The following is a 25,115-nucleotide window of genomic DNA, read 5'->3' as shown; positions in this document are numbered from 1 at the left end:
ATAATTGTCGTAAATCTTCAATAAGTTTAAGTCGCTTCTCGACATACTGATTCGCATATTAAAACGCAATAATTTTAGAGAATTAAGATGATTAGAGAGTACAACCCAGCTGATATTGAGGTCGTTTTAGATATTTGGTTAACCGCCTCGATCAAGGCGCATGACTTTGTGGCTCCTGAGTTCTGGGAGTCTCAAGTAGGTAATATGCGCGACATATACATTCCTGCATCAATAACTTACGTGTATCAAGTAGACGGTGAGGTTTGTGGCTTTTATTCGCTTTATGAAGGTATCTTAGCGGCGATATTTGTGAGCCCACAGCATCAAGGCTGTGGTGTTGGTAAGCAACTTATCCAACACGCGAAGCTTGAATGCCCGAATCTGTCTTTGAATGTGTATAAAGAGAACCAAGCGACCATTGAGTTCTACTTGTCTCAAGGTTTCTCTATTGTGAGCGAACAAACTGATGAGCACACAGGACATCAAGAATACACCATGCACTTATCTTAAGCTTGATAACTAAACCCGGTAGAAAAGTAACAGGAATCAACATCATATGGACATGGTTAAAGCTGCTCTTTCGCATTCAACAAGAGCTGCTCAGTCATCAGATTATGAATTTCTGTTCGAGCTTAAGAGGGCCGCTGAGTTCGAACCTATCAAGGCCGTATTTGGCTGGGATGAGCAGGTTCAACGAGATATACACGCTGAAGAGTGGGCAGAAGAACGGCCTGAAATCATTGAATATCAAGGTCAAGCGATTGGCAGTGTGTTGTTGCAAGACAAAGGCGAGTACTTCTATTTTTGCCGATTCTTCTTATTGCCTGAGTATCATGGAAAGGGCATCGGCAGCCAAGTACTGAAAGATTGCTTAACTAAGGCTGACAGCCTCAATAAACCCGTCGAACTTTGTTACCTGCAAGGTAATCGAGTTGGGGAGTTGTACTTGAGGTTTGGCTTTGAAATCACCTCGCAAAACGAGCAGTTTGTCTATATGTGGCGTAAATAGACACTCATTCAAAATGATCACACCGTGTCGGTAACTTGATAGGCACCTGACACTTATCTAACGTAAAACCTTGTAAAGCTCCCTATGCTTGATGACTAAGCGATTACACTTAGAAAAGATCGAGCGTAAGGGAGTGTGCAATGAATTATTACCCGACTTCAAAAATCGTGGGTGAACAAAGGTTTGGCTTTGGGCCCAAACTAGGTCAAACAACCTATTATTCTCCTGTAGAACAGTTGGATAAAAAGCCATTCGTTCACCAAGCTATACAAGACTTACCGAGTACTGAATCTACTCTGATTAAAGTAGGAGAGAATCGTGTACAACGAATGAAGGCCAAGGGTGACGAACAACAGATGCAAGCCACGAAGAAAGAAGCGCAGTCTTTTCTTCGAACGCAGTATCGACAACAAGCTCAAGCTCGCCACCTACAAAGTGTTGAAACTCCTTATGGTTTTCAAGAGCGCATCATTCAGTTTTGGAGCAATCACTTCGCCATCTCGGTCGATAATCGAAAACTGATGCCCTTGGCCGCCAGCATTGAAAACGATGTGGTTCGCCAGCATTGGAATGGTAACTTTGGCGAGATGCTGATGGCTTCTTCTAAACATCCTGCGATGCTTCTGTATCTCGACAATCAACTCTCGATTGGTCCCAATTCAAAAGTCGGAAAGCGCCGTAATAAGGGGCTCAATGAGAACCTCGCTCGTGAGATCTTAGAACTCCACACTCTTGGCGTTGACGGTTCTTATACTCAGCAAGATGTTATTGCTTTAGCAAAAGGCATTTCAGGCTGGGGCATTAAATTCAAATCTCCTGATGCTGGTTTTCGATTCGCTAATAATCTGCATGAGCCAGGAAGTATCACACTGCTTGGAAAGTCCTATTCTCAATCCGGGGTCTCGCAAGGAGAGTCGTGTTTAAAAACCTTAGCGACCCACAAAGACACTGCTGCGCACTTGGTTGATAAGCTTTGCCAGCATTTCATTGGCGACATATCTAAAGAACTCTCAGAGCAAATGGTTGCTGAATATCTGAAAGGCGAGGGAGATTTACTGCCTATCTATCGCTTGTTATTGAACAGCGCTGAGGCGAGTAAACCTAACCCTAATCGTTTTAGACCGCCGAAGGAGTGGCTGTTTGCCGTTCTTCGTAGTGCCGATATTTCTTTAAACGAGAAACAGGCATTCAATGCACTCAACAATTTAGGGCAGCCTCCTTTTAAACCGGGTTCACCTGCAGGCTGGTCGGATCAAGACAGAGACTACAATAGCCCTTCGGCGTTGACTCAACGTATGCAAGTTGCGAATAGGCTTGCGTCTGCTGCAATAAAATCGGCTAAAGCGTCAGGAGTTAAGCCGAAAGCGGTAGTGGATAAAGTGATCGCGGGTTTATATGGCGATGCTATTGATGAACACACCCAAATTGTATTGAACAAAGCCGACAGCGCTGCAATGCAACTTTCCCTGTTGTGGCTAAGTCCGCAGTTTCAATATCGTTAGGAGTGGGTATGAAAAAGTCAGATTGTTCTCAGAATAAAGCGCCACATAGTATTAACCGCCGCCAGTTCATGGGTATTGCGGCGGCTGTTGGCGTCAGTGCGATGCTGCCATTTCCAAGCTTTGCCAAAACAGGTTCAGACAATATCTTCATTTGGGTATCACTGCGTGGCGCGATGGATGGTTTAAATGTTGTAGTGCCGCATGCCGATCCGGATTACTCTAATTTGAGACCCAACATCGGATTAAAACCTGAACAGCTAGTGAAGTTGGATGATTTCTTTGGGCTCCATCCGTCCCTAAAGCAATGCCATCAATGGTATGAGAGTAACGAACTCAGCTTTGTACACGCTTGTTCAACCGCTTATCGCGAGCGCTCACATTTTGATGGACAGAAGATATTGGAGAATGGCACTTCCGACCCGTTTAACACCGTAGGGTGGATTAACCGTTTACTCACGTTGAGCTCAGAAAAATACGATGGAATAGCGATTGATTCGGGCTTACCACTCATCATGCAGGGCGAATCGACCGTTGCAAGTTGGTACCCAAACCGCTTAAAAACACGTGATAAACAAACGGAACTGCTGGAAGAGTTGTTTCAAAGTGACCAAATGCTGTCTTCAAACTTTGAAAGTGTCATGAAGATAGATCAACTGGTAGGCGACCAAGGTGTCGGCAAACAGTTTAAATCATTGATGGGTAAAACAGGCGACATATTGTCGGCTGATAACGGACCAAACATCGCAGCGTTAGAACTCGGTGGGTGGGACACTCACGCCAATCAAGGCAACGTAAATGGACGGTTGAGTAATCAGCTTAAAACTTTGGATGTTGGGTTAGCGGCTCTCAAAGCTTCACTAGGTGATCGTTGGCAGAAGACAGTGATCATTGCAGCCAGTGAATTTGGTCGAACAGCAAAAGAAAACGGCACCAAAGGCACCGACCATGGCACTGGCAACGTCATGTTTGTTGCGGGTGGTGCGCTGCCATCGTTGAAAGGAGCGGGTGGTAAGGTTATTACCAATTGGCCGGGCTTGAGCCAAAGCCAGCTATATGAAGGCCGAGACCTTAGTCCAACGACTGATATGCGTTCGGTTATCAAGGGTGTGCTCAACCGACATTTATCGATAGAAGTGAAACAACTCAACGCTATCTTCCCTGATAGTGCCGATATTAGACCGATGAATCTTGTTTAGAGTTTTACCAAGACCCAGTTAGATGCGATTCAGTCGTTTGAATCGCTCTCTATTTGTGACTCGCTTGTTTACGATTTAATCGCCAACAGTGCTCCGAACGTCACTAAGCCAAATCCACATGCTTGATTAAGCCTTTTCTTTGCTCTCAATAGATGCTTTTGCAATGTATTCGAAGTAAACAGCATAGCGACAACGCCAAACCATAAACCGTGAAGAACGATCATGTAAAGCCCATAGCCGAGCGCGACATGCTGGTTTTCTGCATCAGGTGAGATGACTTGGCTGAAGATGCTCAAAAAGAACAACATGGTTTTTGGGTTGAGCACGTTACATAAGAAGCCTTGGGCTAAATAGCGCCAAACACTGGTGCTTTGCTTTGCATCTTCCATCGGTGCAAGCTTGTTGTCCGCACTCAAGATACCTTTTAGCCCTAGATAAATAAGGTAGGTTGCACCTGCGTATCTAATCATGTCAAACAGCTGCTCATTCTGTGAGATTAAGTAACTGATCCCAAGCATTGAATAACTGATGTGAGCACAAATCGCTAAACTCACACCGATTGCAGTCCAAATCCCTGCTTGTCTTCCTTGGTTGACACTGTTTTTCAAAACTAAAACGAAATCAGCGCCTGGGCTGATAACAATCAATAGTCCCAATACTGCTAGGATTAACCACTCCATAATGACTCCAACTCTTTATATTTGATGAGCCAGCATTGTATGGTTTTTTATTGCTGCCTATAATCGAAATGAATTCCACCTATCTGTGAGAAAAAATCACACATGAGACATTTGAAAGCATTTCATATTTTCCACGTAGCAGCGCATTCGAGTAGTTACAGTGAAGCGGCGGATAAACTCAATATCACACATGGCGCGGTGAGTAAGTAGATCAAGGTATTGGAAAATCACTTATCCCAAGTTTTGTTCTACAAACAGGGCAGGAATGTGTGTCTCACCAAAGAAGGGGAATTACTCAAAGGTTACACAGAGCAAGCGTTCCAAGCCTTGGAGACTGGAGTCCATAAGCTTAATCAGCTGAATCATCAAGCGTTGGAAGTTTCATGCGAACCCACATTGACCATGCGTTGGTTAATGCCTCGACTCGGTGATTTCTATAACGAATCCGGAATTGATGTTCGATTGTCGACTGCTGGTGGGCCTGTGAACTTGAATGCGACAGGGCTCGATATGGCGATTCGCCGAGATGACTTTAAATTAACCGAGCGTTACGAACAGATACCACTAGTTGAAGAGTGGGTAGGCCCTGTGTGTTCCCCGGGTTATTGGCAGCAGGTAAAAGATAACTTAGATGATGTGAAATTACTGCACAGCAGTACACGGCCAGGTGCTTGGAGTCATTGGGGTGCTATCACTATAGATAAAGTTAATGGTGGAGAGTGGTCAAAAGCTCGAGCGAACCAAACATTTGCACACTTCTACTTTTGCTTTCAGGCGGCTGTCGATGGGTTAGGCATAGCGCTTGGGTCTTATCCACTTGTCGCCGACGATCTTGAAAGAGGTAACTTGATCGCGCCGTTTGGCTTCGTACCTTCTGGTCACCAGTACATATTGCTCACGCAAGATAGCAACCATGAAGAGCCAGAAAGCCCGTTTGTTGTTTGGCTGAAGAATGAGTTATCGCAGTGTGTTCCAACTTTATAGGAACGACATCCGACCTAGAAGTGTGCTTGTCTTATGTCAGGCTCTAGTTCGTTGTTGTGGAAATCACTCAATAGGCAAAGACAGCACGCCACCATTGAGTTCGACTTGTTTTAGCCATTCGGTTGGAATTTCGCCATCTCCTTCGTAGAAACACGCCGCTAATACCGCGCCAATTACAATCGCACGACCGCAGCTGTCACCACCACATAAGATGTTGTCGCGAATGCCTTGTTGATAACTCTGAGCACCTGCAATAATGCGAATCAGCAAGGGGAACGCGGCACTCAGTTCACAATGCAATCCAAACTTCTTCGCGGCATCTGTAATCGAAAGCTCTGGATCAGCCAGTGCTTCGTCGATTTGATCGTGTATGAACTTGCTACAAGTTTGTCGCACCATTTCTACCGATTGCAGTGGAGAGTTGCCTTGAATTGCCGCTTGAACCAATAAGGTGATGGCTTGTGCCCATTCCACGGCTTTGTCGTTGTTGTTGGTCACTCGTACCGCACTCTCTACCATTGCTGGTAAGGTGTGAGAAGTATAAGTACATGCGATTAATGGAATGATCTTTGAGACTGTGGGGAGCTGTGTATCATCCGCACCACACGCTGTAATCGGAGCGTTTGCCAATTCTAATTGATGGATGTTCAACAAGCTCATACGAGTCGCTTTATCAATGTAGCCTTTCCAACTACCACCAAAATCAAACCAGAATCGGAAGTGCTTGATGTAGCTCGCTTCATCGTACTGTTGGTTGTCGACTAAACTGTCGACCATCGCCAATAGCTGAGCACCATACTGTGATTGTTCACCTGCGGTTTTTCCTTGGTGAGCAAAGTAGCCCTTGTCTTGATAATCGAACTGATTCGGTGAGCGAAATTCTGGCTCAAAACCTGCTACGTGTAAGATCCTCTCTTGGTCATATAGCCAGTGCAGCCCCATTGAAGCAGCGTCTCCAACTAATGCGCCGACAACGGCGTAAAAAGCTCTTTCTTTATGATTGTCCATGTTGAGCGATGTCCTTGAGATGAATCAACGTAGTTCGATACGTTAAGTATAGTGATTAGCCGAGCATTTTGCTGTGTTTCTAAGAAGAAATATGAAGGAATAAATTCTGACTGATCAATAACTTAAATCAATCAGGTGAAATGGGTAAGGGTGATGAATAGCTGGGCGAGTCGGTACTTCTTATTAATGACGTTACTGATGGTTAAGGTAAGCACTAGAACGTTGCTCAATCACTTTGAACAGACGCGAAAGCACAAAGCATAAAGCAAAATATACGAAGCCTACAATCAGCCAGATCTCGAAGATCAAACCGGAAGAGTTCGCCATTTCAGTGCCAACAAATGTCATCTCTTGAATCGAAATCAGGGATACAATCGAGGTATCTTTTACTAGAGAAATTGCCTGACCTGCTAAAGGCGGTGTGATGGCCGTTAATACTTGCGGGCCAACCACAAATCGATACTTAGACAACGCCGATAAGCCGAGTGAATCGGCCGCTTCCCATTGCCCTTTAGGAATACTTTCTAAGCCAGCTCGAATCACTTCTGCGATGTAAGCCGAAGAGAGCAAACCAATACAGATAACACCAGACGCCAAGTTTTCCCAAAGGTTAGCAGGACCAAACAGAAAGGCTTGAACAGCGTTAATCTCGCCGTTGTGTTCACGTAAGATACTTTCTAAACCAAGTAATGGAATCAGTTGGTTAGAAACGAAGAAATAGAATATGAAGACAAAAACCAGTGGTGGAATATTTCGAACCAGTTGGATAAAAATCAGTGCAGGCGTACGAAAGAAAGCAATTTTAGAGTGCCTAGCAACGCCAAGTAATGTGCCAAAAGAGAGTGCTAAAACCATGCTCCAAACACTCAAGCGCAGTGTCGCGATCAAGCCTTGGAAAAAGTAAGGAATATTGCCTTGAGAAGGCGGAATGAAAATCAGGGTAAACGCATCTTCCCAGCGCCAATGGTAGTTAATACCAACAGCGGAACGATAATAAAGCCAACCTGCGAACGCGAAAATGATCGCAAACAACACTCCATCTAATAGATTGAGGCGTTGATACCAAGGCTTCGTGTGAAGGTTGGGCTTGGGCGTTGATAATGCGCTAGTACTACTCACGTCATTCCTGTTTAAACAATGATAATTAATATGCTGTGAGAGTGGCTATGAGTTTATAGCTATCTCGGGTGTTTCTTAAAAGACAGTACCAGCAAGGTACTGCCTTGATTGGTTCTTTAGCGTCTAATTGGCAGTTGATTACTGACCTTGAGCAATCTGGTCTTGCCAATCTAGAGTAGAGAACCAGTACTCGTAACGCTCTTTCAACCAACCGTCTTCAGTACGTGCTTTGATCCACTCGTTGAAGAATTCTGTCTTGTCAGTTTCACCTAGGCGAACTGCAAATGCTTCATTACCTTTTGATAGGCGTTCTTCGAATGGAATAAATAGCGTGTCTGCGTTTTTAATCGCTTCATGTTCTGGTTTCGGGCTAGACGCGATAACTGCGTGCGCGTTGCCGTTTAACACTTCTTGGAATGCTTGAGCATCGTCATCGAACTGTAGAACTTTCGCTTTAGGGAAGGTTTCACGAGCCACTTGAACTGTGAACGCACCACGACGCGCAGCGATTTTTACACGGCGAGAATCAAAATCAGAGATTTGTGTATAACCTTCTGCTAGCTCTTTATTCGCCGCCAGTTGGACGCCGGAGTGCGAGTAAGGTTCAGTGAACAATACGCTTTTAGCGCGAGCTTCAGTGATAGACATACCGCCAATGATTACATCAAACTTGTTCGAAAGTAGAGAAGGGATGATGCCGTCCCATGCCGTAGGAACGAACTCGACTTTCCAACCCGAATCTTCGGCAAGGCGTTTCGCCACGTCGATTTCAAAGCCAACAAGATCGCCTTGTTTGTTACGCATCGCCCAAGGAACAAACGTCGACATACCAACGCGTAGAGAGCCACGTTCGTTGATTTTGTCTAGGTTAGGCGTTTCAGAAGCAAGAGCAGGCAAACTGACGGCAAGCGCAAGTAGGGCTGTAATTGCGGTTTTAAATAGCTTCATGCTGATAAATCCTTATTGTGTTCGCCAGTTAGCTCCGAGCTTATGCTCAAGCCAAGCAGCAACGGCAGAAAGTGAAAGTGTAAGAGCAAGATAAATGATCGCCACAGAGAACCAAATCTCGAATGGCATCGCGGTTTCAGAAACAATGTTTCTGGCTTCAGTCGTCAGGTCAAAAATAGCCATGACACTCACAATTGAAGAGTTTTTAATAAGAGAGATCACTTCATTGGTCAAAGGTGGCAAGGTGCGTTGCACCACCTGAGGAAGAATCACATCCCAGTAAGTATAGGTCTTTGATAAGCCCAAGGATTGAGCTGCTTCAAATTGTCCTCTCGCAATACCATTTAAACCAGCACGAAATATCTCGGCGGTGTAAGCGCCTTGGAAAAGTGCCAAGGCTAAAACGGCAGTACTAAAGCGATCGAGCCCTAATACGGGGCCAAATACAAAATAGAGCAAATAAATTTGTACTAATAACGGCGTGTTACGAATCAACTCAACATAGCTGGTGGCTAAGGTGCGTCCAACCACCGAATTGGAGTTTCGCAATAGGGCTGTGGTTAAGCCAATCACCAGCGTTGCAACCAAAGAAATCAAAGAGATATTGATGGTAACTAGTAGCCCTTCAACTAATTCTGCAGGCCACCATTCACCATCTTCATAGAAAGCAATATAGTCCGGCACACGCTCCCATTGCCAGCTGTATCCCATGGTTTGTGCACCAGAGTCGAGAATCCAAACAACAGCAGCCACCAGTACAACAATCTGTACCAAAGCAGATAGGGCGGGTTTAATAATTCGAATCAACATCAATAAGTCAGGATCTGATTTAGGAACGCTTGAGTACGTTCATGTTGAGGGGTTTCAAAAAGCGATTGTGGAGTATTCGATTCCACAATTTGTCCTTCATCCATGAAGATAACGCGGTCGGCCACTTGTTTTGCAAAGCCCATTTCGTGGGTCACACACACCATAGTGATGCCTTCGCTCGCCAGTTCAACCATCACATCGAGCACTTCGTTGATCATCTCCGGATCAAGCGCTGAAGTGGGTTCGTCAAACAAGAGTAATTCCGGCTTCATACACAGGGAACGGGCGATAGCCACGCGTTGTTGCTGGCCGCCAGAAAGTTGCACTGGGTATTTGTTGGCTTGTTCTGCAATGTGCACACGCTCTAGATAGTGCATTGCTATCTTCTCGGCTTCTTGTTTGCTTTTTTTAAGCGTACGAATTGGCGACAGAGTTAGGTTCTCAAGCACGGTAAGATGGGGGAATAAATGAAAGTGCTGAAACACCATTCCGACTTGGCCCGGTGTGTTGAACTTACTCGGGAGTACTTGTTCTAGCACGGAAAGTTCGCCACTTTCGAAAGGTTCTAGCTGATTGATACAACGGATCAATGTTGATTTACCCGAACCAGACGGCCCGCAAATCACCACTATCTCTCCTTGTTCAATATTTAAATCGATATCCTTTAGGGCATGAAAATCACCATACCACTTGTTAAGTGACTTAAACTTAACCATTTCCTTGAGATTGTTCAAATCGTTGTTCATACCTAGTAAAGAGACAGGTTTACCTTACCAATATAGAAATCTGAATGCACATAAAATTAAGGACTTATGAGAATTTAATAGCATCTTGTAGGGCAAATTAAAAAGCAGCGCCCAAAATGAACGCTGCTTTGTTTGTACGAAAGAAATAAGTAATGGGTTCAGTCAGATGTAAAAAATCATCTTTGTGTGACCATTGTCTTTGCTTTCTCTCTACTTTAGCAATTCTTAGTGAATCGCAGACTCTAAAATCTCACGCGTTTTCTCTGGCGTGATTGCTTGGTTTTCGCCAAGTTGCAGGTAACCGTGTGATTCAAGTTGAGCGACAACATTGTCAATCGCCGTTGCTTTGTTTGTTTCGTAGCCGTCGAACATGGTTGCTACGTCTAGGCTGTGGTAGAACGCTTCGATTGCAGCGATTGTGCGTTCTGCTAAATCAGCACCCGCTTCTAGGCCAAATACGTTACGACCCATTTGCTCTAGCTTGCCGCGCTTCGCTTCGATTTGGTTACGAAGTAGTGAAGGTTGAACAATCGCAAGCGAACGTGCGTGATCTACATGCCATAGTGCAGTGAATTCGTGGCCAATCATGTGAGTTGCCCAATCTTGAGGAACACCTGTACCAATCAGGCCGTTAAGCGCTTGGTTTGCTGTCCACATTAGGTTTGCACGCCATGCATCGTTGTCACGCTCGTCGTATTGCTTACCCAGTACAACTAGGTTCTTAAGCAGTGTTTCTGCGTAACCGTCTTGAACCATTGCGTCTGTTGGCATCGTGATGTATTGCTCACATACGTGAACCCACGCATCAACTAATCCGTTGATCAGCTGGCGCTCAGGTAGAGACTTCATTACATCTGGGTCCATAACCGCAAACTTAGGCTGTACTGCAGGGTTAAGGAAAGCAAGCTTCTCTTGAGTCGCTTTGCGCGTGATTACCGCGCCCATGTTAGATTCAGAACCTGTCGCAGGAAGAGTCAGCACCGCACCGATTGGCGTCGCTTCAGTTACTTGGTGTTTGCCCGCTAGAATGTCCCAACCGTCGCCGTCGTATTTAGCCGCTGCAGCAACGTATTTAGAACCGTCGATTACCGAACCACCGCCAACAGCGATAATGAACTCTGCGTTTTCTTCTTTAACAAGAGCGACTGCTTTGTCTAGCGTCTCTTTGGTAGGGTTTGCTTCAACGCCAGAGAACTCAATCCAAGAGTGATCTTTTAAAGCTTCTACAACTTGGTCGTAAACACCGTTGCTCTTGATTGAACCGCCACCATAGATGACCAGTACTTTCTTCGAAGTATCAACCGCTTGGCTGATAGCGTTGATTTGGCCTTGGCCGAAATGGATAACAGTAGGGTTAACGTAAGTAAATTGCATCAGAGATTCCTTGTGTAAAGCGAAATTTGTTATTTTGGTTTATTGCTCAATTTCTATATTTGCATATTAGTACAGTAATCTAGGTCAATGAAGAGCTGTTCCTCCAAATAAATTGCCTATTTCTACAAACTTGATATTCTTCCTCTGCTTTAGCTTACTTACTCTTAGCACTTGGAATGGAAAGTCGCCACTTATGAAAACACTCGCTCAGTTGTTACAGTCATATGTAGAACACAAAGGTTGGGATGATCTCGAAGGGATCAGAGAAACTGAAATTAGCGGCGTGTGGTTGTATAGAAGCAGTGGAGGGAATCAGCGTCAGCCATTTACTTACCAGTCTGGCATTATCATGCTCGGACAGGGTAAAAAGAACATCTACATTGGCGAAAGGCCAGTGACTTACGCTGCAGGTGATTATCTTGTGGTGGGTGTGCCAATGCCGTTAGAGTGCGAAGCCTTGCCTGTTAATGGTGAACCATTGCTTGGCTTGTCGATTAGCATTGATTCTCAACGCTTGCATAGCTTAGTCAAAAAGCTCGAAGATCAAGGCTTCTTAGAGAGCTACTGCAACAAGCACAAACAGAACTCGAGTGGCTTAGAATCGACGCCAATGGAAGAGCAAATGCTAGAGAGCTTTACCCGATTGGTGAAAACGCTGCATTGCGACATTGAAGCCAACATATTGGGCGATGCCATGGTAACGGAGATTGTCTACCGCGCATTAACCGGTTCAGAAGGGCGTGTGCTGTTTGATTTAGCTCATCATGATGGCCATTACGCACGTGTTGCCAAAGCGCTGTCTAAAGTGCATGAAGAGTACGACCAAACCATCACCGTTCAATCGCTTGCTGACGAAGCCAACATGAGCGTGTCTGCCTTCCACAATGCATTCCGTAATGTCACCTTTGAATCACCTCTTCAATACTTGAAAAAGGTTAGACTTAATAAAGCCAAAGAGCTGATTCAACTAGAAGGCCTTCGTATTAGTGATGCTGCACGTCGAGTCGGTTACTCCAGCCCATCTCAATTTAGCCGCGAATTTAAGCGCCACTTCAATACTACTCCAAGAGCGGTTTAGTTCTTCTTTCAACGAAACTATGTGTTGAGAGCTATAATGCCAAAAGCTATGGTGACGATTGCTCATATTTGTTGAATTATATGAGTAAATGTATCTAATCATAGGCATTGTCAGATTGTAGGTATTTGATTCTCGAATATATTATTAACGTACTTATATAAAATAAGCTCTCGAAAATAATTAATTAAATAGCCTAAGAGTTTATGCACAGGTATAGGGGAGAAACTCACTAACTTAGCTATTAACGAAGTTTTAGTGTGAACAACCTATCAAATATTATCTAAAATTCTGGAATTACTCACCGTACTATCAGAGAGAGTATTCAGGATTATTGAATAGACTTAAAATTAAAGATAATTTAGCAGTTGATAAAGCCTAGTACGACGGATAATTAGTCGTTTGATGACTAATTATTCTGTAACTTGCTGATTTGTAGTCAACTGAGAGTCTGATTGATATCACGTTTACCTTAAAATAATTCACTTAATATGGCGCTACTTTAATCATTCTTTCCAATACGATTGTTAAATATAAATACGTATGACTATATTATTAAAAGGATAATTCCGATGAGTAGCGATATCATTAAAATTTCAAGAAATACTGAAAACGCACCAATTAATTCTGTATCTACACAAACGGTCGCTTTTTCTCATTATAATAACTTTTCAGCTCAATTACCTGTTGACCCTAAAACAGGTGAAGTAGTGATTGGTGATATTAAAGACCAAGCAGCACAATGCTTAAATAATATTAAGGCCATTGTTGAAAGCATCGACCATGTTATGGATGATGTTGTGAAGATTAATGTTTTCGTTAAGAATATTTCTGATATCGATGCTATTGATGAAGTTTACAAAAGCTTCTTCGAAAACAGCCTCCCTACACGCACAGTCGTGGGCGTAGCTGCGCTACCGAACAGTGACGCTTTAGTTCAAATGGATGCGCTTATTTCAAACGGCGAAGGCACTAAACCACAAGCACCTTGCGCGCTAGTTAAGGTATCAAGAAATACAGATAACGCGCCTCAAAGTACTGTATCGACGCAGACTGCGGCTTTTTCTCACTACAACAACCTTTCGGCTCAATTGCCTATCGATGTAAATACAGGTGAGTTGGTTGATGGTGGTATCGAAGCGCAAACAGCACAATGTCTATCAAACATTAAAGCGGTTCTAGAGAGTATCGGTCATGTCATGAATGATGTGGTTAAAACGACTATCTACGTGAAAAATATCGCAGATGCGGAAGTGGTAAATGAAGTATGTGCTAAATTCTTCCCAAGCTACGTTCCTGCTCGTACCGTTGTTAACGCCGCTGAACTACCAATGGGCGCTTTAATTCAAATTGATACATCCGTTTCACATGGTGACGGTACACCGCCGCAATTACCAGAAGACACTCGCTTACTGGTTATTGAAGCTAATAATACTGTTGCTGCACCATTCATGCCCTATTCGCATACTGTTGCTTTCTCTCACTACAATCATATTTCAGCCCAATTACCTTTAGATCCGAAAACAAATGAAATCGTTGCTGGCGGGGTAAAAGAACAAGCGGAACAATGTTTAAACAATATTAAGGCGATAATTGAAAGCGTTGACCATAGCATGGACGATACGGTGAAAATTAATATTCAACTTAAGGATATTTCAGATATTGATGTGGTAAACGAAGTCTACACCACATTCTTTAATGCTGAGCTGCCTGCAAGAACGGTAGTAGGGGTTTCAGAAATCCCAATGAATGCTTTAGTACAAATTGATGCTGTCGTTTCTAACTGTGAAGGGACACCTCCACAAGACGTTGTTGCATAAATCAATTGAACCCTTCTCGATAATATCGATCAGATCTCGGTTTAGCTTCCAAATAGGGAGCAAACTCAACAGGCCGAGATCTGATCCGTTCACTTCATTACTCAAGTCCATCGAAGCGACACACCTAAGCTTATCCCGTAAACATGGTATTTATAAGGTTGAAGTGTTTTAATATGAAAAACGGACGCTTAACGTAATAAAGAAAACCAGTTTATGCAATTTCGAGCCATTTTACTGCTATGCCTTACCCTAATAGGGTGTTCGTCCAATCAAGAGTTGGTACCCGACCCAACAACCATCACGCTATTTTATGGTGATACATCCATCGCCGCAGGTGTTTTAGAGGATAAAACATTCAATTCAGTCCTTACCGATAGGGTTGAAAGCGTTACGTTTTCGGGCTCAATATCAAAGAAAGACTCTGGCTATTTTGTCGATATGTTAGTGATTCGAGAAACAAAAGAGCCACGTTCAACACGACAGCTTAACACCTCGCTTCTAATGAAACCGGGAGAGTTAGTAGATGTTGGCGGCGTGAATAACGATGTGTTCAGGGTAATCCTCGAGTAACAAAAATAAAGTGTTCAATTAATCTGATTTTTTGCTTTACCTCAACCTAACTTGAAGTCTTAAGCTTCTCTTACTGATTAAGAAGGAGCTTATTATGCAAAATAACTACGTAAAAGAACTCGCCGTTAAAACTTACCAAGAAGACCTTCAAAAAGAGTACGTTAGATCTAAAGCTCAGCCATTCCACGCCCCAAGTTTTATCGGTGGGGTGCTGTTGTCAGTTGTGCTGGTGGGACTGTTTTAATTTATGCAGAATTTCTGATCCATTGCCAACTCTCAACATATCTATTTGCTGCACTTTAATGCTTACGGCACAATCTCTTAGGTTGAATTGTGACGCTAATGTCGAGAGGAAGTGAAGTATGGCAAGTCCAAGAGTATTAAAGTCACAGATTACTGATATTACCTGTGGCGAGAATGTCACTATCATCGAGCCAAGTAACGTTTATGGCTGTGAGCTTAAAGATGATGTGTTCGTTGGCCCCTTTGTTGAGATTCAAAAGAACACCGTGATAGGTGCGAGAAGCAAGATTCAATCTCACACCTTTATCTGTGAGTATGTGACCATTGGAAGTGACTGCTTTGTTGGTCACGGAGTCATGTTTGCCAACGACTTATTCAAAGAGGGCAAGCCAGATCCTAATCCTGAAAGTTGGGGGCGTACCTTGATAGCTGACAACGTCACGATCGGTTCTAACGCTACGGTTCTGTCTGTCAGCATTTGCGAAGGTGCAGTAATCGGCGCGGGCAGTGTGGTAACGAAAGACATCACCGATAAAGGTATCTACGCAGGTAACCCAGCCAAGAAATTGAGAGGTTTACCGTAACCGTATTAATAAGCCGTGGTTCATGAATCATAAGGTGCGGCTTTTTAGGGAAACATTAGAGTATTTGTCATGGATGTATTTTTACACTTACTTCAACCGAATGACGCGAGTGCGCTTTTGGATTTTGAGGTCGAAAATCGAGAGTGGTTTGAGCAATTTATTCCAGTTAGGGGTGATAGCTTCTATTCAAATGCAGGTGTGACCGAGCAAATCACCAGCTTTCTAACTGAATACGAGAATGGTGAGATGATTCCTATGTTGATCAAAGACGCCAATGGCACTGTCTGTGGAAGAATCAACATCCGCGATATCGACCAGATCGCCCATAGTGGAGAGCTAGGGTATCGAGTAGGTCGTTCCTTTGCTTCAAAAGGCATTGCGTCTAACGCAGTAAAGCAGTTTCTACTCTATTTGGAGGAACAGACCAACCTTAAATATGTTGATGCCTATGCGTTAGTGGACAATATCGGTTCCAACAAAATCTTATCCAATACCGGTTTTGAATTGGTCGAGTATGTTGAGAGCTACGCGGTGTTTAAAGGAGAACATCAAGATGCTCATTATTATCGTAAGGTTTTAGCTGACTAGGTGACTATCAGTGCCTTATACATTAGAAGCTGGCAGCGTCCTTCTAGCCAGCTTCGAGCCTTTATTTTCAAGGTTTAAGGTTACTTCTAGGGTTATGGCCACTTCTAGTTATACAGTTACTTCTGAGGTTTATTGCGTTCGATTACGCTAATTGCGATTGCCAAAAACAGGATGTCTTTCACTAGGAAGAAGTTAGTGACTAAGATGCCATCCGATACTTTCCAAGCGTTTGGCGTTGTAATCAGGAAGCTGAGTGTCACAACAAAGATAGCCGCTGCAGCAATGCCTGAGTAGAAGGCAACTGTCGGTTTCTTAAATCCAACGATCAGTCCAATCGCGACAATGATCTCCGCGCCACCCACCATGTTAGACACAGCTTGGACTGAGAACAGATTGTAAAGCCAGTTCATTGCAGGATGGTTTGCGATTAAAGGCTCGATAAGCATTGCTTCGGTTGGCGTAAACTTGTAAATACCGATCCAAGCTAACACCAACGCTACGCCAATCACGCCTAGGTTATATCCCACATTACTCTGTTTTAAATCATAGGTTTGAACATGCATAAAAGTACTCAATTTAATAAACTCCCTGAATATGACCGCAATAGCTCAGATTAAATTTCGCATTGAGAATAATAATTAATATATTTATCTAAAAACTTAATAGGTAGCGACTTATTGTCTCGATAGGAACTCAAAGGCTAGTGATGTTGAGAACCAAAGCAATGGGTAGGCGATAGTGCTGTTCAAAAGGTAACGCGAGCTTTCTAATTTTTGTTTTCAATATTCATGATTTGGATTAGATTACGCTGATGTTCACCCTAATTATAAGAAGAGTATAACCAGTGAAAATTCATAGAATTAACCCGACCAAACGTTGGTCTGATGTAACTGTTTTTAACGGTATTGCAAGCTTTGTGGAAGTCGCAGAGACGGATACAACAGCAGGAATTAAGAGTCAGGTTCAGCAAATCTTCGAACAAGCCGAAGAAATGATGAGTTTGGTAGACAGCGACAAATCTCGCGTATTGTCAGTGACTATTTATCTCACGGATTTCGCTAACTTTGATGCACTCAATGAAGTTTGGGAAGCGTGGTTCCCTGAAGGCTGCGCGCCAAGCCGTGCATGCGTGAAAGCAGAACTTGCTAATCCTGAGCTACTGGTTGAGATGTCGTTTATGGTTGCTGCGGGTGAAAAGTTTCAATAAGCCGAACTATCGATTGAAATAAGCTTCGTAGATAGAAGTAACGAACAGATAAAACAAAGCCACTCAGGTGAATCACTTGAGTGGCTTTTTAGTGTTCTACGCTACCCGAAACTAAATCGGGTCAGGTATTAAGCGATACCTTGATCTCTTGCCATCTGCTTCGCGATCTTCGGCGCGTGCCATAGACACGGGAGCAAGATAAACGATACCGGAACCGCTGTGATTACAATGAACGACTGTAGAGCGGAGATGCCGCCTGAACCCATTGAGATAAGTGCGATCGCTACCGCACCCATGATGATACCCCAGAAAGTACGTACCGCTGCGTTTGGCTCTGTCGTACCCGTCATTACCACACTGATGGTGTAAGTCATTGAGTCACCTGTTGTCACGATGAACGTGGTCGTCAGGATCAGGAACAGAATTGCAATCAGAGTTGGGAACGGCAGTTGCGCGGTAATTGCTAGAAGAACCGCCGGAAGGTTGAAGCCTTCGAACGCACTAGAAATCACACCTGGGTTCTCTAATTCAAACGCTAGACCACTACCACCAACGATGCTGAACCAGAAACACGTTACAAGCGGTGCAACGATGCTAATAGAAACGATCATTTGGCGAATAGTACGGCCACGTGAGATACGAGCAATGAAGATCGCCATCATTGGGCCATAACCTAAGAACCAACCCCAGAAGAACACAGTCCAGCCACCTAGCCATGCTGTATCTTGGCGGTATAGCGCCATTGGGATGAAGTTATCAACCATTTCGCCCATACCTTGCAGGTAGCCATCAACGATGAAGCTCGTTGGGCCAACAAGAAGGATGTAGCCGATTAGACACACAGACAAGATGATGTTGTAACGGCTTACCAGTTGGATACCTTTGTTCACGCCGCTCAAAGCAGAAAGCGTGTACATTGCGATAGCAAAGATAATAACAACACTTTGAGTTGCAAAGCTGTCTGAAATGCCAAACAGTTCGCTCAGTGCGTAGCTGATTTGTAGGCCAAGGAAGCCGATAGGGCCGATAGTACCTGCGGCTACAGCCACGATGCTGCATGCGTCGACAACGTTACCAACCCAACTGTTAATCGCTTTGTCGCCAAGTACTGGGTAAAGCAGAGTGCGAGGCTTAAGAGGAAGACCTTTGTCGTAATGCAAGTGCATTAACACGATGGAAGACAAACCACCTAAGATTGCCCATGCAAGGAAACCCCAGTGCATGAAAGATTGTGATAGAGCATTGAACGCCATCGCTTGAGGATCTGCGTTGCCATACAGTGGCGGAGCTGAAACAAAGTGAGCGATAGGCTCTGCGGCTGCCCAGAACACACCACCGCCGGCTAGCAGCGTACATAGGACGATAGACATCCATTTAAAGGTGGTCATTTCAGGTAGGGCAAGCGTTCCTAAGCGAACGTGGCCGGTGCGACCTAGTGCAAGCACTAAACCGATAATGAAGTTGAGAAGTAGTAGGACTTGCCAGAAAGCACCGAACCACTTAGTTGAATAACTAAAGCCGATGTTTACAAGTTCGGACAACACGGAGGTGTTGGTGAAGGCTAGGATGACAAAGAGGGTTAAAAAACTGCCACTAAGCCAAAAGACTGGGTTTCCGAGTTCCAGTTTTTCACCCAAAGATTGAGCTTTATTGAAATCGATAGAAGTAGATTCTGCGTTGATGTTTTCGTTGGCGACTTGCGTCAAGTTGGACATTATTTCTTCGCTATATTTGGCTCTTTCGAGCCTATGTATTTCTCCCACACTTGCATTGGAAATGTGAGGTTCGTCAAAAAAATCCGCGATACTACCACAATTGTTAAGAAAAAGTGGGCAAATTTAGAAAAGAAATCAGTTCTACGGCGAAATCAATCCCTTTTGGTTAGTTTTAAAACGAAATTTCAGAACGAACAAATAAAGCAGATATGAATAGAGTTTTGTAATTAAGGATACGAATTAGGCGATATTTTTTAGCGTACCGAAATAAATTTAATATTAGTTGTTCGTGCAAAATAAGTGTCGACTCATTGCATGCTATAAACAAATTAATGCGAGTCATTTTATAAATATCGAATATTTTAGGTGTTAAATTGGCACTGTTACCTACAGTTGTTTTGCGAAGAGATTTAAGTGATGAGAAATATGACACTTAAATTAAGCATCTTGAAACAATAACTTAAGGGACAGCTAACATGCACCTAAACCAAGGAAGAGTGGCCAAGAAAGTTTTTACACTCAGTACTCTCACCGCGTCATGCTTAATGGCGTTCAACAGCTACGCGGCTGTGGATTGTTCAACGTTAGAAGCGTGGGATTCCGCCACGGTGTACACCGGTGGTGATCAGGTTTCACATGACGGCAGCGCGTACTCAGCGAATTACTGGAATCAAAATAACAACCCGAGCCAATTTGAGGGTGACTATGCACAATGGAAAAAGATTGATGTGTGTAGTGGTGGCGGAGGTGGCGGTACGCCAAATGAAGTACCAACGGCTTCATTAACGGCACCCTCTGCTTCTGACGTGATTACTGAAGGCGATAATGTTGTATTGAGTGCAACAGCACTAGATTCTGATGGCAGTGTGGCTTCGGTTGAGTTCTTTGTTGATGGCGCATCTGTTGCGGTAGTCACAGCGGCACCTTTCGAAGCGACTTGGGCTGCAACGTCGGGTAATCATCAGGTTTCTGTTGTTGCAACGGATAATGAAGGCGCAGCAAGTGTTGCAAGTGCGGTTTCTGTTTCTGTTGATTCAGCACAACCAGGGAATGAAGCACCGACAGTTTCAGTTGCACTTTCAGTGACATCTGTTGATGTTGGTGGTGTAGTCACACTGACAGCAACGGCAGCAGATAGCGATGGCACGGTTGATAAGGTTGATTTCTACGTAGCGGGTGCTCTTGTGGGCACTGCTGCAACGAGCCCTTACACGTTAGATTACACAACAACTCAAGCGGGTTCTTTAGCGGTTTACGCGAAAGCAACAGACGACCAAGGTGCGACTGCAGATTCTGCGTTGGCATCTTTGACCGTGAACGGCGCTCCAACAGTGAGCACATGTCGCCCTGATGGCTTATATCAAACTCAAGGTGTCGATGTTCCTTACTGTACAATTTACGATGATGAAGGCCGTGAGAAAATGGGCGCAGACCATCCCCGTCGTGTCATTGGTTACTTCACAAGTTGGCGTGCAGGGGATGACCCACAAGCTGCTTACCTAGTAAATGATATTCCTTGGGAACAACTCACACACATTAACTACGCTTTCGTGAGCATCGGTTCAGATGGCAAAGTAAACGTCGGTGATGTAAACGATCCAAATAACGCAGCGGTTGGTAAAGAGTGGCCGGGTGTGGAAGTTGATCCGGCATTAGGCTTCAAAGGTCACTTCGGTGCATTAGCGACAGCGAAGAAAAAACACGGCGTGAAAACGTTAATCTCAATCGGTGGTTGGGCTGAAACAGGTGGTCACTTCGCGACTGATGGCAGCCGCGTGGCTGATGGTGGTTTCTACACCATGACGACCAATGCTGATGGTTCTATCAACCATCAAGGTATCGAAACATTCGCGACTTCAGCGGTCGAAATGCTGCGTAAGTACCAGTTCGATGGTCTAGATATCGATTACGAATACCCAACTTCTATGGCTGGCGCAGGTAACCCATACGACAAAGACTTCATGGAGCCGCGTCGTCAATACCTGTGGGCGTCGTACCAAGTGTTGATGAAAGTGCTACGTGAGAAGCTCGATGCGGCGTCTGCGCAAGATGGCAATCACTACATGTTAACGATCGCAGCGCCTTCTTCTGGTTACCTATTACGCGGTATGGAAACATTCGATGTAACCAAGTACCTCGATTACGTAAACATCATGTCTTACGACCTTCACGGTGCGTGGAACGATCACGTAGGTCATAACGCAGCCTTGTTTGATACGGGTAAAGATTCAGAGCTAGCGCAGTGGAACGTATACGACACGGCGGCTTACGGTGGTATTGGTTATCTGAACACGGATTGGGCTTACCATTACTTCCGTGGTTCTATGCCAGCAGGCCGTATTAACATCGGTGTGCCTTACTACACTCGTGGTTGGCAAGGCGTAACGGGTGGTGAGAATGGTCTTTGGGGCCGAGCAGCACTGCCAAACCAATATGAATGTTCAGCGGGTACGGGTGAAGGCGAGAAAAACAACTGTGGCCATGGCGCTATTGGTATCGACAACATGTGGCACGATACCGATCCAAAAGGTAACGAAATGGGCGCGGGTTCTAACCCTATGTGGCACGCGAAGAACCTAGAGAAGGGTATTTGGGGCTCTTACGCTGAAGCTTACAAGCTTGATCCTGTGAATGATCCTTCAGATGTTCTAACGGGCACTTACACGAGAAACTACGACAGTGTGGCGGTTGCCCCTTGGTTGTGGAACGCAGAGAAGGGCGTATTCCTTTCAACAGAAGATAAACAGTCTATCGACGTGAAAGCGGACTACGTTATCGACAAAGAGATCGGCGGCATTATGTTCTGGGAACTAGCAGGGGATTATAACTGTTATGTTCTCGATGCGAATGGCAACCGAAGCTCTATCGATACGACTGAGCAAGCGTGTAACAGCGGTAACGGTGAGTTCCACATGGGTAACACCATGACGAAAGCTATCTACGATAAGTTTAAGTCTGCAACACCATATGGAAACAAAGTAGCGACGGGTGCTATTCCAACAGAAGCGCTAGATATCGCGGTATCGGTTGGTGGCTTCAAAGTCGGTGACCAAAACTACCCAATCAACCCTAAGATCACGTTCACGAACAACACAGGGCAAGCTCTTCCGGGTGGAACTGAGTTCCAATTCGATATCCCAGTATCTGCACCTGATAACGCGAAAGATCAATCGGGTGGTGGTTTGACCGTGATTGCTTCAGGTCATACTCGCGCGGATAACATCGGTGGACTAGATGGAACCATGCACCGAGTGGCGTTTACGTTGCCGACATGGGAAGAGCTTCCTGCTGGCGGTGTGTATGAGTTAGACATGGTGTATTACTTGCCAATTTCTGGCCCTGCTAACTACGCGGTGAATGTCGGTGGCGTTGATTACGCGTTTAGCTTCGAGCAGCCAGATCTACCATTAGGTGATATCAGTTCAGGTGGCGGTAACCCTGGCGATGGTGGCACCAATCCAGGTACATGTGATACGGCAGGTTTAGCGGTTTACCCAGACTTACCTCAGAAAGATTGGGCAGGTAACCCAAGCCATGCAAACACAGGAGACCAAGTGGTTCACAACGGTAGTGTTTACCAAGCAAACTGGTGGACAAGTTCTGAACCGGGTAGCGATGGTAGCTGGACTCAAGTTTGTTCTTAATTTAATGCTAAGCAAACTATTTATAGACAATAGAGTGTAGTAATAGGTAATAAACACAAATGCTTTTAAGTCTATTTATCAGGAATTAGTATCAATTAAGTAATCAATCTAGACGTAAAATCAAAAAGCCGAACTGAATCCAGTTCGGCGTTTTTGTTATAAGTCACAGATTACGTATAGAAACCCTTAAAAATATCGACACTCGTTCAGTAAAAAATAAAAACATGATATAAAACAGTCTGTATATAAGAGAAGTCACAGCGTTACCTGAAATTATAAATCTACGGGGTAATCTTGAAAGTCAGACGTAAATACATTCTTAGTTTCTCAATTGTGCTGGCCGTAGTTTCTCTGATCCTCTCTGCTGTTCAATTCAACCGGACGAAAGAATCATTATTAGATTCCAACCAATTCTTCTTTCGTACTATTGTGAACGCGAGTTACGACATCGTAGACACCACAGTCAACGAAGCGATCAAAACCTATCTAAAAGGTGTGACTGATACCGTCGCCTCTCACGCACTGCGTGTCTCTCCAGAACAAGAAGTTGAAGAAGTCATTCGAATTGCCAACGAATTGGTGATTGGAGAGTCTGGTTATATCTACCTGATGTCACCACAAGGTATTCATCTATATCACCCGTTTTTACAAGGGAAAAATCGCGCGCATTTAACCCATATTCAACAACAACTGAGCTTACAGTCTGGAATGACCCAATACTCGCACGCCAATCCACATGAAGTTGGCAAGCGTGCGAAGGTCGCATATTCAGTGAGGCTACCGAGTGGCAATACATTGGTGGCGACCACCTATAAAGATGAACTGATGTACCTGGTTGATCTCGAAGCACTTAAAGACAAATTGAGAAAGTACTCGTATGGCGATAGTGGCTATGTATATATCGTTGATTTACAAGGCACGTTAGTCCTTCAACCTAACTTTGAACACGAGCACTTAAAAACCTTGATTGATGACTCTTCAGAGTTGCTTATCGATAAAGTCGTCGATGAACCTGAAGGTCACTTTAGTTACTCTATCTCTACGGCAGATGGCACGACGAGTAAAAACATCTTCTACAAGTTTTATCCGTATCTTAATTGGGTTATTTCTGCTGGTGTCTTAGAACAAGAGCTCAACAAGAACCACAGCTTATTGTTGGCAAGTTTGATGACGTTGGTTGTTAGTCTACTGAGTATCATTGTTGTTCTGGTGCTTTACCTGCGGCATCGTCATCTCAAAATATTGGATGTTGCGAGCCTCGATTACCTCACAGGCCTTCCTAGCCGACGGAGTTTTATCGAGCAGCTAAAACTGAAAATTACTCAAAGGTCGCCTTATCCGCTAACAAATGTCGGTGTCATTTTGCTGGATATTGACCATTTCAAGCGGGTGAACGATCAATATGGTCATGCTCAAGGCGATAGGGTTATCTGTGAGGTCGCAAAATCACTGAAGAGATTTGTTAACCGTCGTCGTTTGATTGCACGCTATGGCGGTGAAGAGTTTATTTTGGTGACGTTTGATTGTGATGAACATGAGTTATTCGAATTATCAGAGGCGTTACGGTTATGTGTTGAGCAACTTCAAGGCTTAGTGTCGCCAGTAACAATCAGCGCTGGTTGTTGCCATGCTCAAGCACTGACTGACATTGAAACCGCTATCGATAAAGCCGACAAAGCGCTTTATCAAGCAAAAGAGAGTGGACGTAACAACACTCAAGCGTATCGAGAGAACGAATATCACGTTGCTTACATGTGATCGGTTGAAAGCCTCATTGAATTGAAAAGTTTTGTTCACACAAATCGAGCTCTTGAGAACGACAAACACAAAAAAGCCCAAATAGATCGCTCTATTTGGGCTTTTTCAGAATTATTTGAAAGGCTAATCGTTAATTTAAGCTTTCGCTGCTTTCATCGCTTCCGTTTTTTTTTCCTTTTGCATTTTTGCAAGGAAGTAGATGTTTACACAAGCGATAAAGCCGTTGGTGGCTGCAACTGGCCATGCGTCAATCATGATGCCGTATGCTGTGAAGAGTGCACAGCCAATAAAGTTAAGGACACGCAGACGAACGATATCTTTCATTGTTAATGAAATTGCGACCATAATAGACGCAGCGTAACCTAAAATTTCAACCATATTGAATTCCATTGTTTGACCCTCTTAAATTTGCCGATACTTTGTCGGTACCAATTCTTCTCTTCATGAGATGATTGAGGAAGCTCCGTGCCTCGAATGGTCTGGTTTTGTTTAACGGGGAGAACTATACCAACTCTGTTTTTGTGATTAAACCCCC

23 protein-coding genes and 1 pseudogene are annotated in these 25,115 nt (G+C 44.2%); 14 read left to right on the top strand and 10 right to left on the bottom strand.

Translation table 11 applies throughout. The annotated features are described in order from the left end of the window. Positions 1-87 precede the first annotated feature (87 nt). The 4 genes from AB4623_RS11675 (at position 88) to AB4623_RS11660 (ending at position 3,707) form a co-directional block, all read left to right on the top strand. Positions 88-510: an N-acetyltransferase gene (locus tag AB4623_RS11675; RefSeq protein ID WP_017067098.1), complete on the top strand. Its 423-nt coding sequence runs from the start codon at positions 88-90 to the stop codon at positions 508-510. A 46-nt stretch (positions 511-556) separates the two neighbouring features. Next, positions 557-1,009 (top strand): GNAT family N-acetyltransferase, encoded by a 453-nt coding sequence (locus AB4623_RS11670; protein ID WP_102333475.1) that lies wholly within the window; start codon positions 557-559, stop codon positions 1,007-1,009. 140 nt (positions 1,010-1,149) lie between these two features. Next, complete coding sequence (locus AB4623_RS11665; RefSeq protein ID WP_017081500.1) at positions 1,150-2,511, top strand: DUF1800 family protein; 1,362 nt, start codon at positions 1,150-1,152, stop codon at positions 2,509-2,511. An 8-nt stretch (positions 2,512-2,519) separates the two neighbouring features. Further along, entirely contained in the window at positions 2,520-3,707 is a 1,188-nt protein-coding gene (locus tag AB4623_RS11660) for a DUF1501 domain-containing protein (protein ID WP_102333476.1), read from the top strand. A 68-nt stretch (positions 3,708-3,775) separates the two neighbouring features. Here the strand turns inward: AB4623_RS11660 and AB4623_RS11655 are convergent, their stop codons facing one another. After that, positions 3,776-4,387, bottom strand: coding sequence for a LysE family translocator (locus AB4623_RS11655; protein ID WP_102428566.1), 612 nt, complete (start codon positions 4,385-4,387; stop codon positions 3,776-3,778). A gap of 102 nt (positions 4,388-4,489) precedes the next feature. Between AB4623_RS11655 and AB4623_RS11650 the strand changes: the two are divergent. Further along, positions 4,490-5,371: pseudogene (locus AB4623_RS11650) on the top strand (LysR family transcriptional regulator). Positions 5,372-5,434: 63 nt separating this feature from the next. Here AB4623_RS11650 and AB4623_RS11645 read toward each other — a convergent pair. The 6 genes from AB4623_RS11645 to AB4623_RS11620 form a co-directional block, all read right to left on the bottom strand. Continuing rightward, the gene (locus tag AB4623_RS11645; protein WP_102428565.1) at positions 5,435-6,379 is read right to left on the bottom strand and encodes an ADP-ribosylglycohydrolase family protein; all 945 of its coding nucleotides are present in this window, start codon (positions 6,377-6,379) and stop codon (positions 5,435-5,437) included. 192 nt (positions 6,380-6,571) lie between these two features. Further along, positions 6,572-7,498, bottom strand: coding sequence for an amino acid ABC transporter permease (locus AB4623_RS11640; RefSeq protein WP_102428564.1), 927 nt, complete (start codon positions 7,496-7,498; stop codon positions 6,572-6,574). A gap of 138 nt (positions 7,499-7,636) precedes the next feature. Then, entirely contained in the window at positions 7,637-8,446 is an 810-nt protein-coding gene (locus tag AB4623_RS11635) for a transporter substrate-binding domain-containing protein (RefSeq protein ID WP_017062665.1), read from the bottom strand. Positions 8,447-8,458: 12 nt separating this feature from the next. Continuing rightward, positions 8,459-9,256, bottom strand: a complete 798-nt coding sequence (locus AB4623_RS11630) for an amino acid ABC transporter permease (RefSeq protein ID WP_017072207.1) — start codon at positions 9,254-9,256, stop codon at positions 8,459-8,461. Further along, a complete protein-coding gene (locus AB4623_RS11625; RefSeq protein WP_102333483.1) occupies positions 9,256-10,002 on the bottom strand; it encodes an amino acid ABC transporter ATP-binding protein in 747 nt (248 codons plus the stop codon). The genes AB4623_RS11630 and AB4623_RS11625 overlap by 1 nt, the downstream gene beginning before the upstream one ends. 225 nt (positions 10,003-10,227) lie before the next feature. After that, positions 10,228-11,376 (bottom strand): iron-containing alcohol dehydrogenase, encoded by a 1,149-nt coding sequence (locus AB4623_RS11620; protein WP_372146428.1) that lies wholly within the window; start codon positions 11,374-11,376, stop codon positions 10,228-10,230. 193 nt (positions 11,377-11,569) lie between these two features. Here AB4623_RS11620 and AB4623_RS11615 point away from each other — a divergent pair, with 193 nt between their 5' ends. From AB4623_RS11615 to AB4623_RS11590, 6 genes are all read left to right on the top strand, one after another. Further along, positions 11,570-12,454, top strand: coding sequence for an AraC family transcriptional regulator (locus AB4623_RS11615; RefSeq protein ID WP_017067592.1), 885 nt, complete (start codon positions 11,570-11,572; stop codon positions 12,452-12,454). Positions 12,455-13,023: 569 nt separating this feature from the next. Beyond that, positions 13,024-14,271: a RidA family protein gene (locus AB4623_RS11610; RefSeq protein WP_372146426.1), complete on the top strand. Its 1,248-nt coding sequence runs from the start codon at positions 13,024-13,026 to the stop codon at positions 14,269-14,271. 213 nt (positions 14,272-14,484) lie between these two features. Then, a complete protein-coding gene (locus AB4623_RS11605) occupies positions 14,485-14,841 on the top strand; it encodes a hypothetical protein (RefSeq protein ID WP_371725287.1) in 357 nt (118 codons plus the stop codon). A 94-nt stretch (positions 14,842-14,935) separates the two neighbouring features. Continuing rightward, positions 14,936-15,085 carry a hypothetical protein gene (locus AB4623_RS11600; RefSeq protein WP_017062658.1) on the top strand — a complete coding sequence of 50 codons (150 nt, stop codon included), beginning with the start codon at positions 14,936-14,938 and terminating at the stop codon, positions 15,083-15,085. A 118-nt stretch (positions 15,086-15,203) separates the two neighbouring features. Further along, complete coding sequence (locus tag AB4623_RS11595; RefSeq protein WP_372146424.1) at positions 15,204-15,668, top strand: acyltransferase; 465 nt, start codon at positions 15,204-15,206, stop codon at positions 15,666-15,668. Between the two features lie 69 nt (positions 15,669-15,737). Then, positions 15,738-16,256: a GNAT family N-acetyltransferase gene (locus AB4623_RS11590; RefSeq protein ID WP_102428561.1), complete on the top strand. Its 519-nt coding sequence runs from the start codon at positions 15,738-15,740 to the stop codon at positions 16,254-16,256. Positions 16,257-16,372: 116 nt separating this feature from the next. Here AB4623_RS11590 and AB4623_RS11585 read toward each other — a convergent pair whose 3' ends face one another. Then, entirely contained in the window at positions 16,373-16,819 is a 447-nt protein-coding gene (locus AB4623_RS11585) for a DUF417 family protein (RefSeq protein ID WP_017108085.1), read from the bottom strand. A 281-nt stretch (positions 16,820-17,100) separates the two neighbouring features. On the opposite strand from AB4623_RS11585, the gene AB4623_RS11580 reads away from it, so the two are divergent. Continuing rightward, a complete protein-coding gene (locus AB4623_RS11580) occupies positions 17,101-17,463 on the top strand; it encodes a RidA family protein (protein WP_017062654.1) in 363 nt (120 codons plus the stop codon). A gap of 128 nt (positions 17,464-17,591) precedes the next feature. Here the strand turns inward: AB4623_RS11580 and AB4623_RS11575 are convergent, their stop codons facing one another. Continuing rightward, complete coding sequence (locus AB4623_RS11575; RefSeq protein ID WP_017072212.1) at positions 17,592-19,178, bottom strand: BCCT family transporter; 1,587 nt, start codon at positions 19,176-19,178, stop codon at positions 17,592-17,594. Between the two features lie 476 nt (positions 19,179-19,654). Between AB4623_RS11575 and AB4623_RS11570 the strand changes: the two genes are divergently transcribed. Continuing rightward, entirely contained in the window at positions 19,655-22,822 is a 3,168-nt protein-coding gene (locus tag AB4623_RS11570; RefSeq protein WP_136978166.1) for a chitinase C-terminal domain-containing protein, read from the top strand. Between the two features lie 294 nt (positions 22,823-23,116). Beyond that, the gene (locus AB4623_RS11565; RefSeq protein WP_102333489.1) at positions 23,117-24,580 is read left to right on the top strand and encodes a sensor domain-containing diguanylate cyclase; all 1,464 of its coding nucleotides are present in this window, start codon (positions 23,117-23,119) and stop codon (positions 24,578-24,580) included. A gap of 135 nt (positions 24,581-24,715) precedes the next feature. On the opposite strand, the gene AB4623_RS11560 is transcribed toward AB4623_RS11565, so the two are convergent. Further along, positions 24,716-24,970, bottom strand: a complete 255-nt coding sequence (locus AB4623_RS11560) for a YgjV family protein (RefSeq protein WP_017068159.1) — start codon at positions 24,968-24,970, stop codon at positions 24,716-24,718. Positions 24,971-25,115: the final 145 nt, after the last annotated feature.

It is taken from the genome of Vibrio sp. 10N.222.52.C12 (assembly GCF_041474215.1).
Lineage (GTDB): Bacteria > Pseudomonadota > Gammaproteobacteria > Enterobacterales > Vibrionaceae > Vibrio > Vibrio crassostreae_C.
Note: the sequence above shows the minus strand (reverse complement) of the source record. Positions and strands in the feature narration are given on the sequence as shown.

What these genes read in the sequence shown, in the direction of transcription:
- AB4623_RS11675 (WP_017067098.1), top strand. Translation starts at nt 88, where the DNA reads ATGATTAGAGAGTACAACCCAGCTGATATTGAGGTCGTTTTAGATATT.
- AB4623_RS11670 (WP_102333475.1), top strand. Translation starts at nt 557, where the DNA reads ATGGACATGGTTAAAGCTGCTCTTTCGCATTCAACAAGAGCTGCTCAG.
- AB4623_RS11665 (WP_017081500.1), top strand. Translation starts at nt 1,150, where the DNA reads ATGAATTATTACCCGACTTCAAAAATCGTGGGTGAACAAAGGTTTGGC.
- AB4623_RS11660 (WP_102333476.1), top strand. Translation starts at nt 2,520, where the DNA reads ATGAAAAAGTCAGATTGTTCTCAGAATAAAGCGCCACATAGTATTAAC.
- AB4623_RS11655 (WP_102428566.1), bottom strand. Translation starts at nt 4,387, where the DNA reads ATGGAGTGGTTAATCCTAGCAGTATTGGGACTATTGATTGTTATCAGC.
- AB4623_RS11645 (WP_102428565.1), bottom strand. Translation starts at nt 6,379, where the DNA reads ATGGACAATCATAAAGAAAGAGCTTTTTACGCCGTTGTCGGCGCATTA.
- AB4623_RS11635 (WP_017062665.1), bottom strand. Translation starts at nt 8,446, where the DNA reads ATGAAGCTATTTAAAACCGCAATTACAGCCCTACTTGCGCTTGCCGTC.
- AB4623_RS11630 (WP_017072207.1), bottom strand. Translation starts at nt 9,256, where the DNA reads ATGTTGATTCGAATTATTAAACCCGCCCTATCTGCTTTGGTACAGATT.
- AB4623_RS11625 (WP_102333483.1), bottom strand. Translation starts at nt 10,002, where the DNA reads ATGAACAACGATTTGAACAATCTCAAGGAAATGGTTAAGTTTAAGTCA.
- AB4623_RS11620 (WP_372146428.1), bottom strand. Translation starts at nt 11,376, where the DNA reads ATGCAATTTACTTACGTTAACCCTACTGTTATCCATTTCGGCCAAGGC.
- AB4623_RS11615 (WP_017067592.1), top strand. Translation starts at nt 11,570, where the DNA reads ATGAAAACACTCGCTCAGTTGTTACAGTCATATGTAGAACACAAAGGT.
- AB4623_RS11610 (WP_372146426.1), top strand. Translation starts at nt 13,024, where the DNA reads ATGAGTAGCGATATCATTAAAATTTCAAGAAATACTGAAAACGCACCA.
- AB4623_RS11605 (WP_371725287.1), top strand. Translation starts at nt 14,485, where the DNA reads ATGCAATTTCGAGCCATTTTACTGCTATGCCTTACCCTAATAGGGTGT.
- AB4623_RS11600 (WP_017062658.1), top strand. Translation starts at nt 14,936, where the DNA reads ATGCAAAATAACTACGTAAAAGAACTCGCCGTTAAAACTTACCAAGAA.
- AB4623_RS11595 (WP_372146424.1), top strand. Translation starts at nt 15,204, where the DNA reads ATGGCAAGTCCAAGAGTATTAAAGTCACAGATTACTGATATTACCTGT.
- AB4623_RS11590 (WP_102428561.1), top strand. Translation starts at nt 15,738, where the DNA reads ATGGATGTATTTTTACACTTACTTCAACCGAATGACGCGAGTGCGCTT.
- AB4623_RS11585 (WP_017108085.1), bottom strand. Translation starts at nt 16,819, where the DNA reads ATGCATGTTCAAACCTATGATTTAAAACAGAGTAATGTGGGATATAAC.
- AB4623_RS11575 (WP_017072212.1), bottom strand. Translation starts at nt 19,178, where the DNA reads ATGTCCAACTTGACGCAAGTCGCCAACGAAAACATCAACGCAGAATCT.
- AB4623_RS11570 (WP_136978166.1), top strand. Translation starts at nt 19,655, where the DNA reads ATGCACCTAAACCAAGGAAGAGTGGCCAAGAAAGTTTTTACACTCAGT.
- AB4623_RS11560 (WP_017068159.1), bottom strand. Translation starts at nt 24,970, where the DNA reads ATGGAATTCAATATGGTTGAAATTTTAGGTTACGCTGCGTCTATTATG.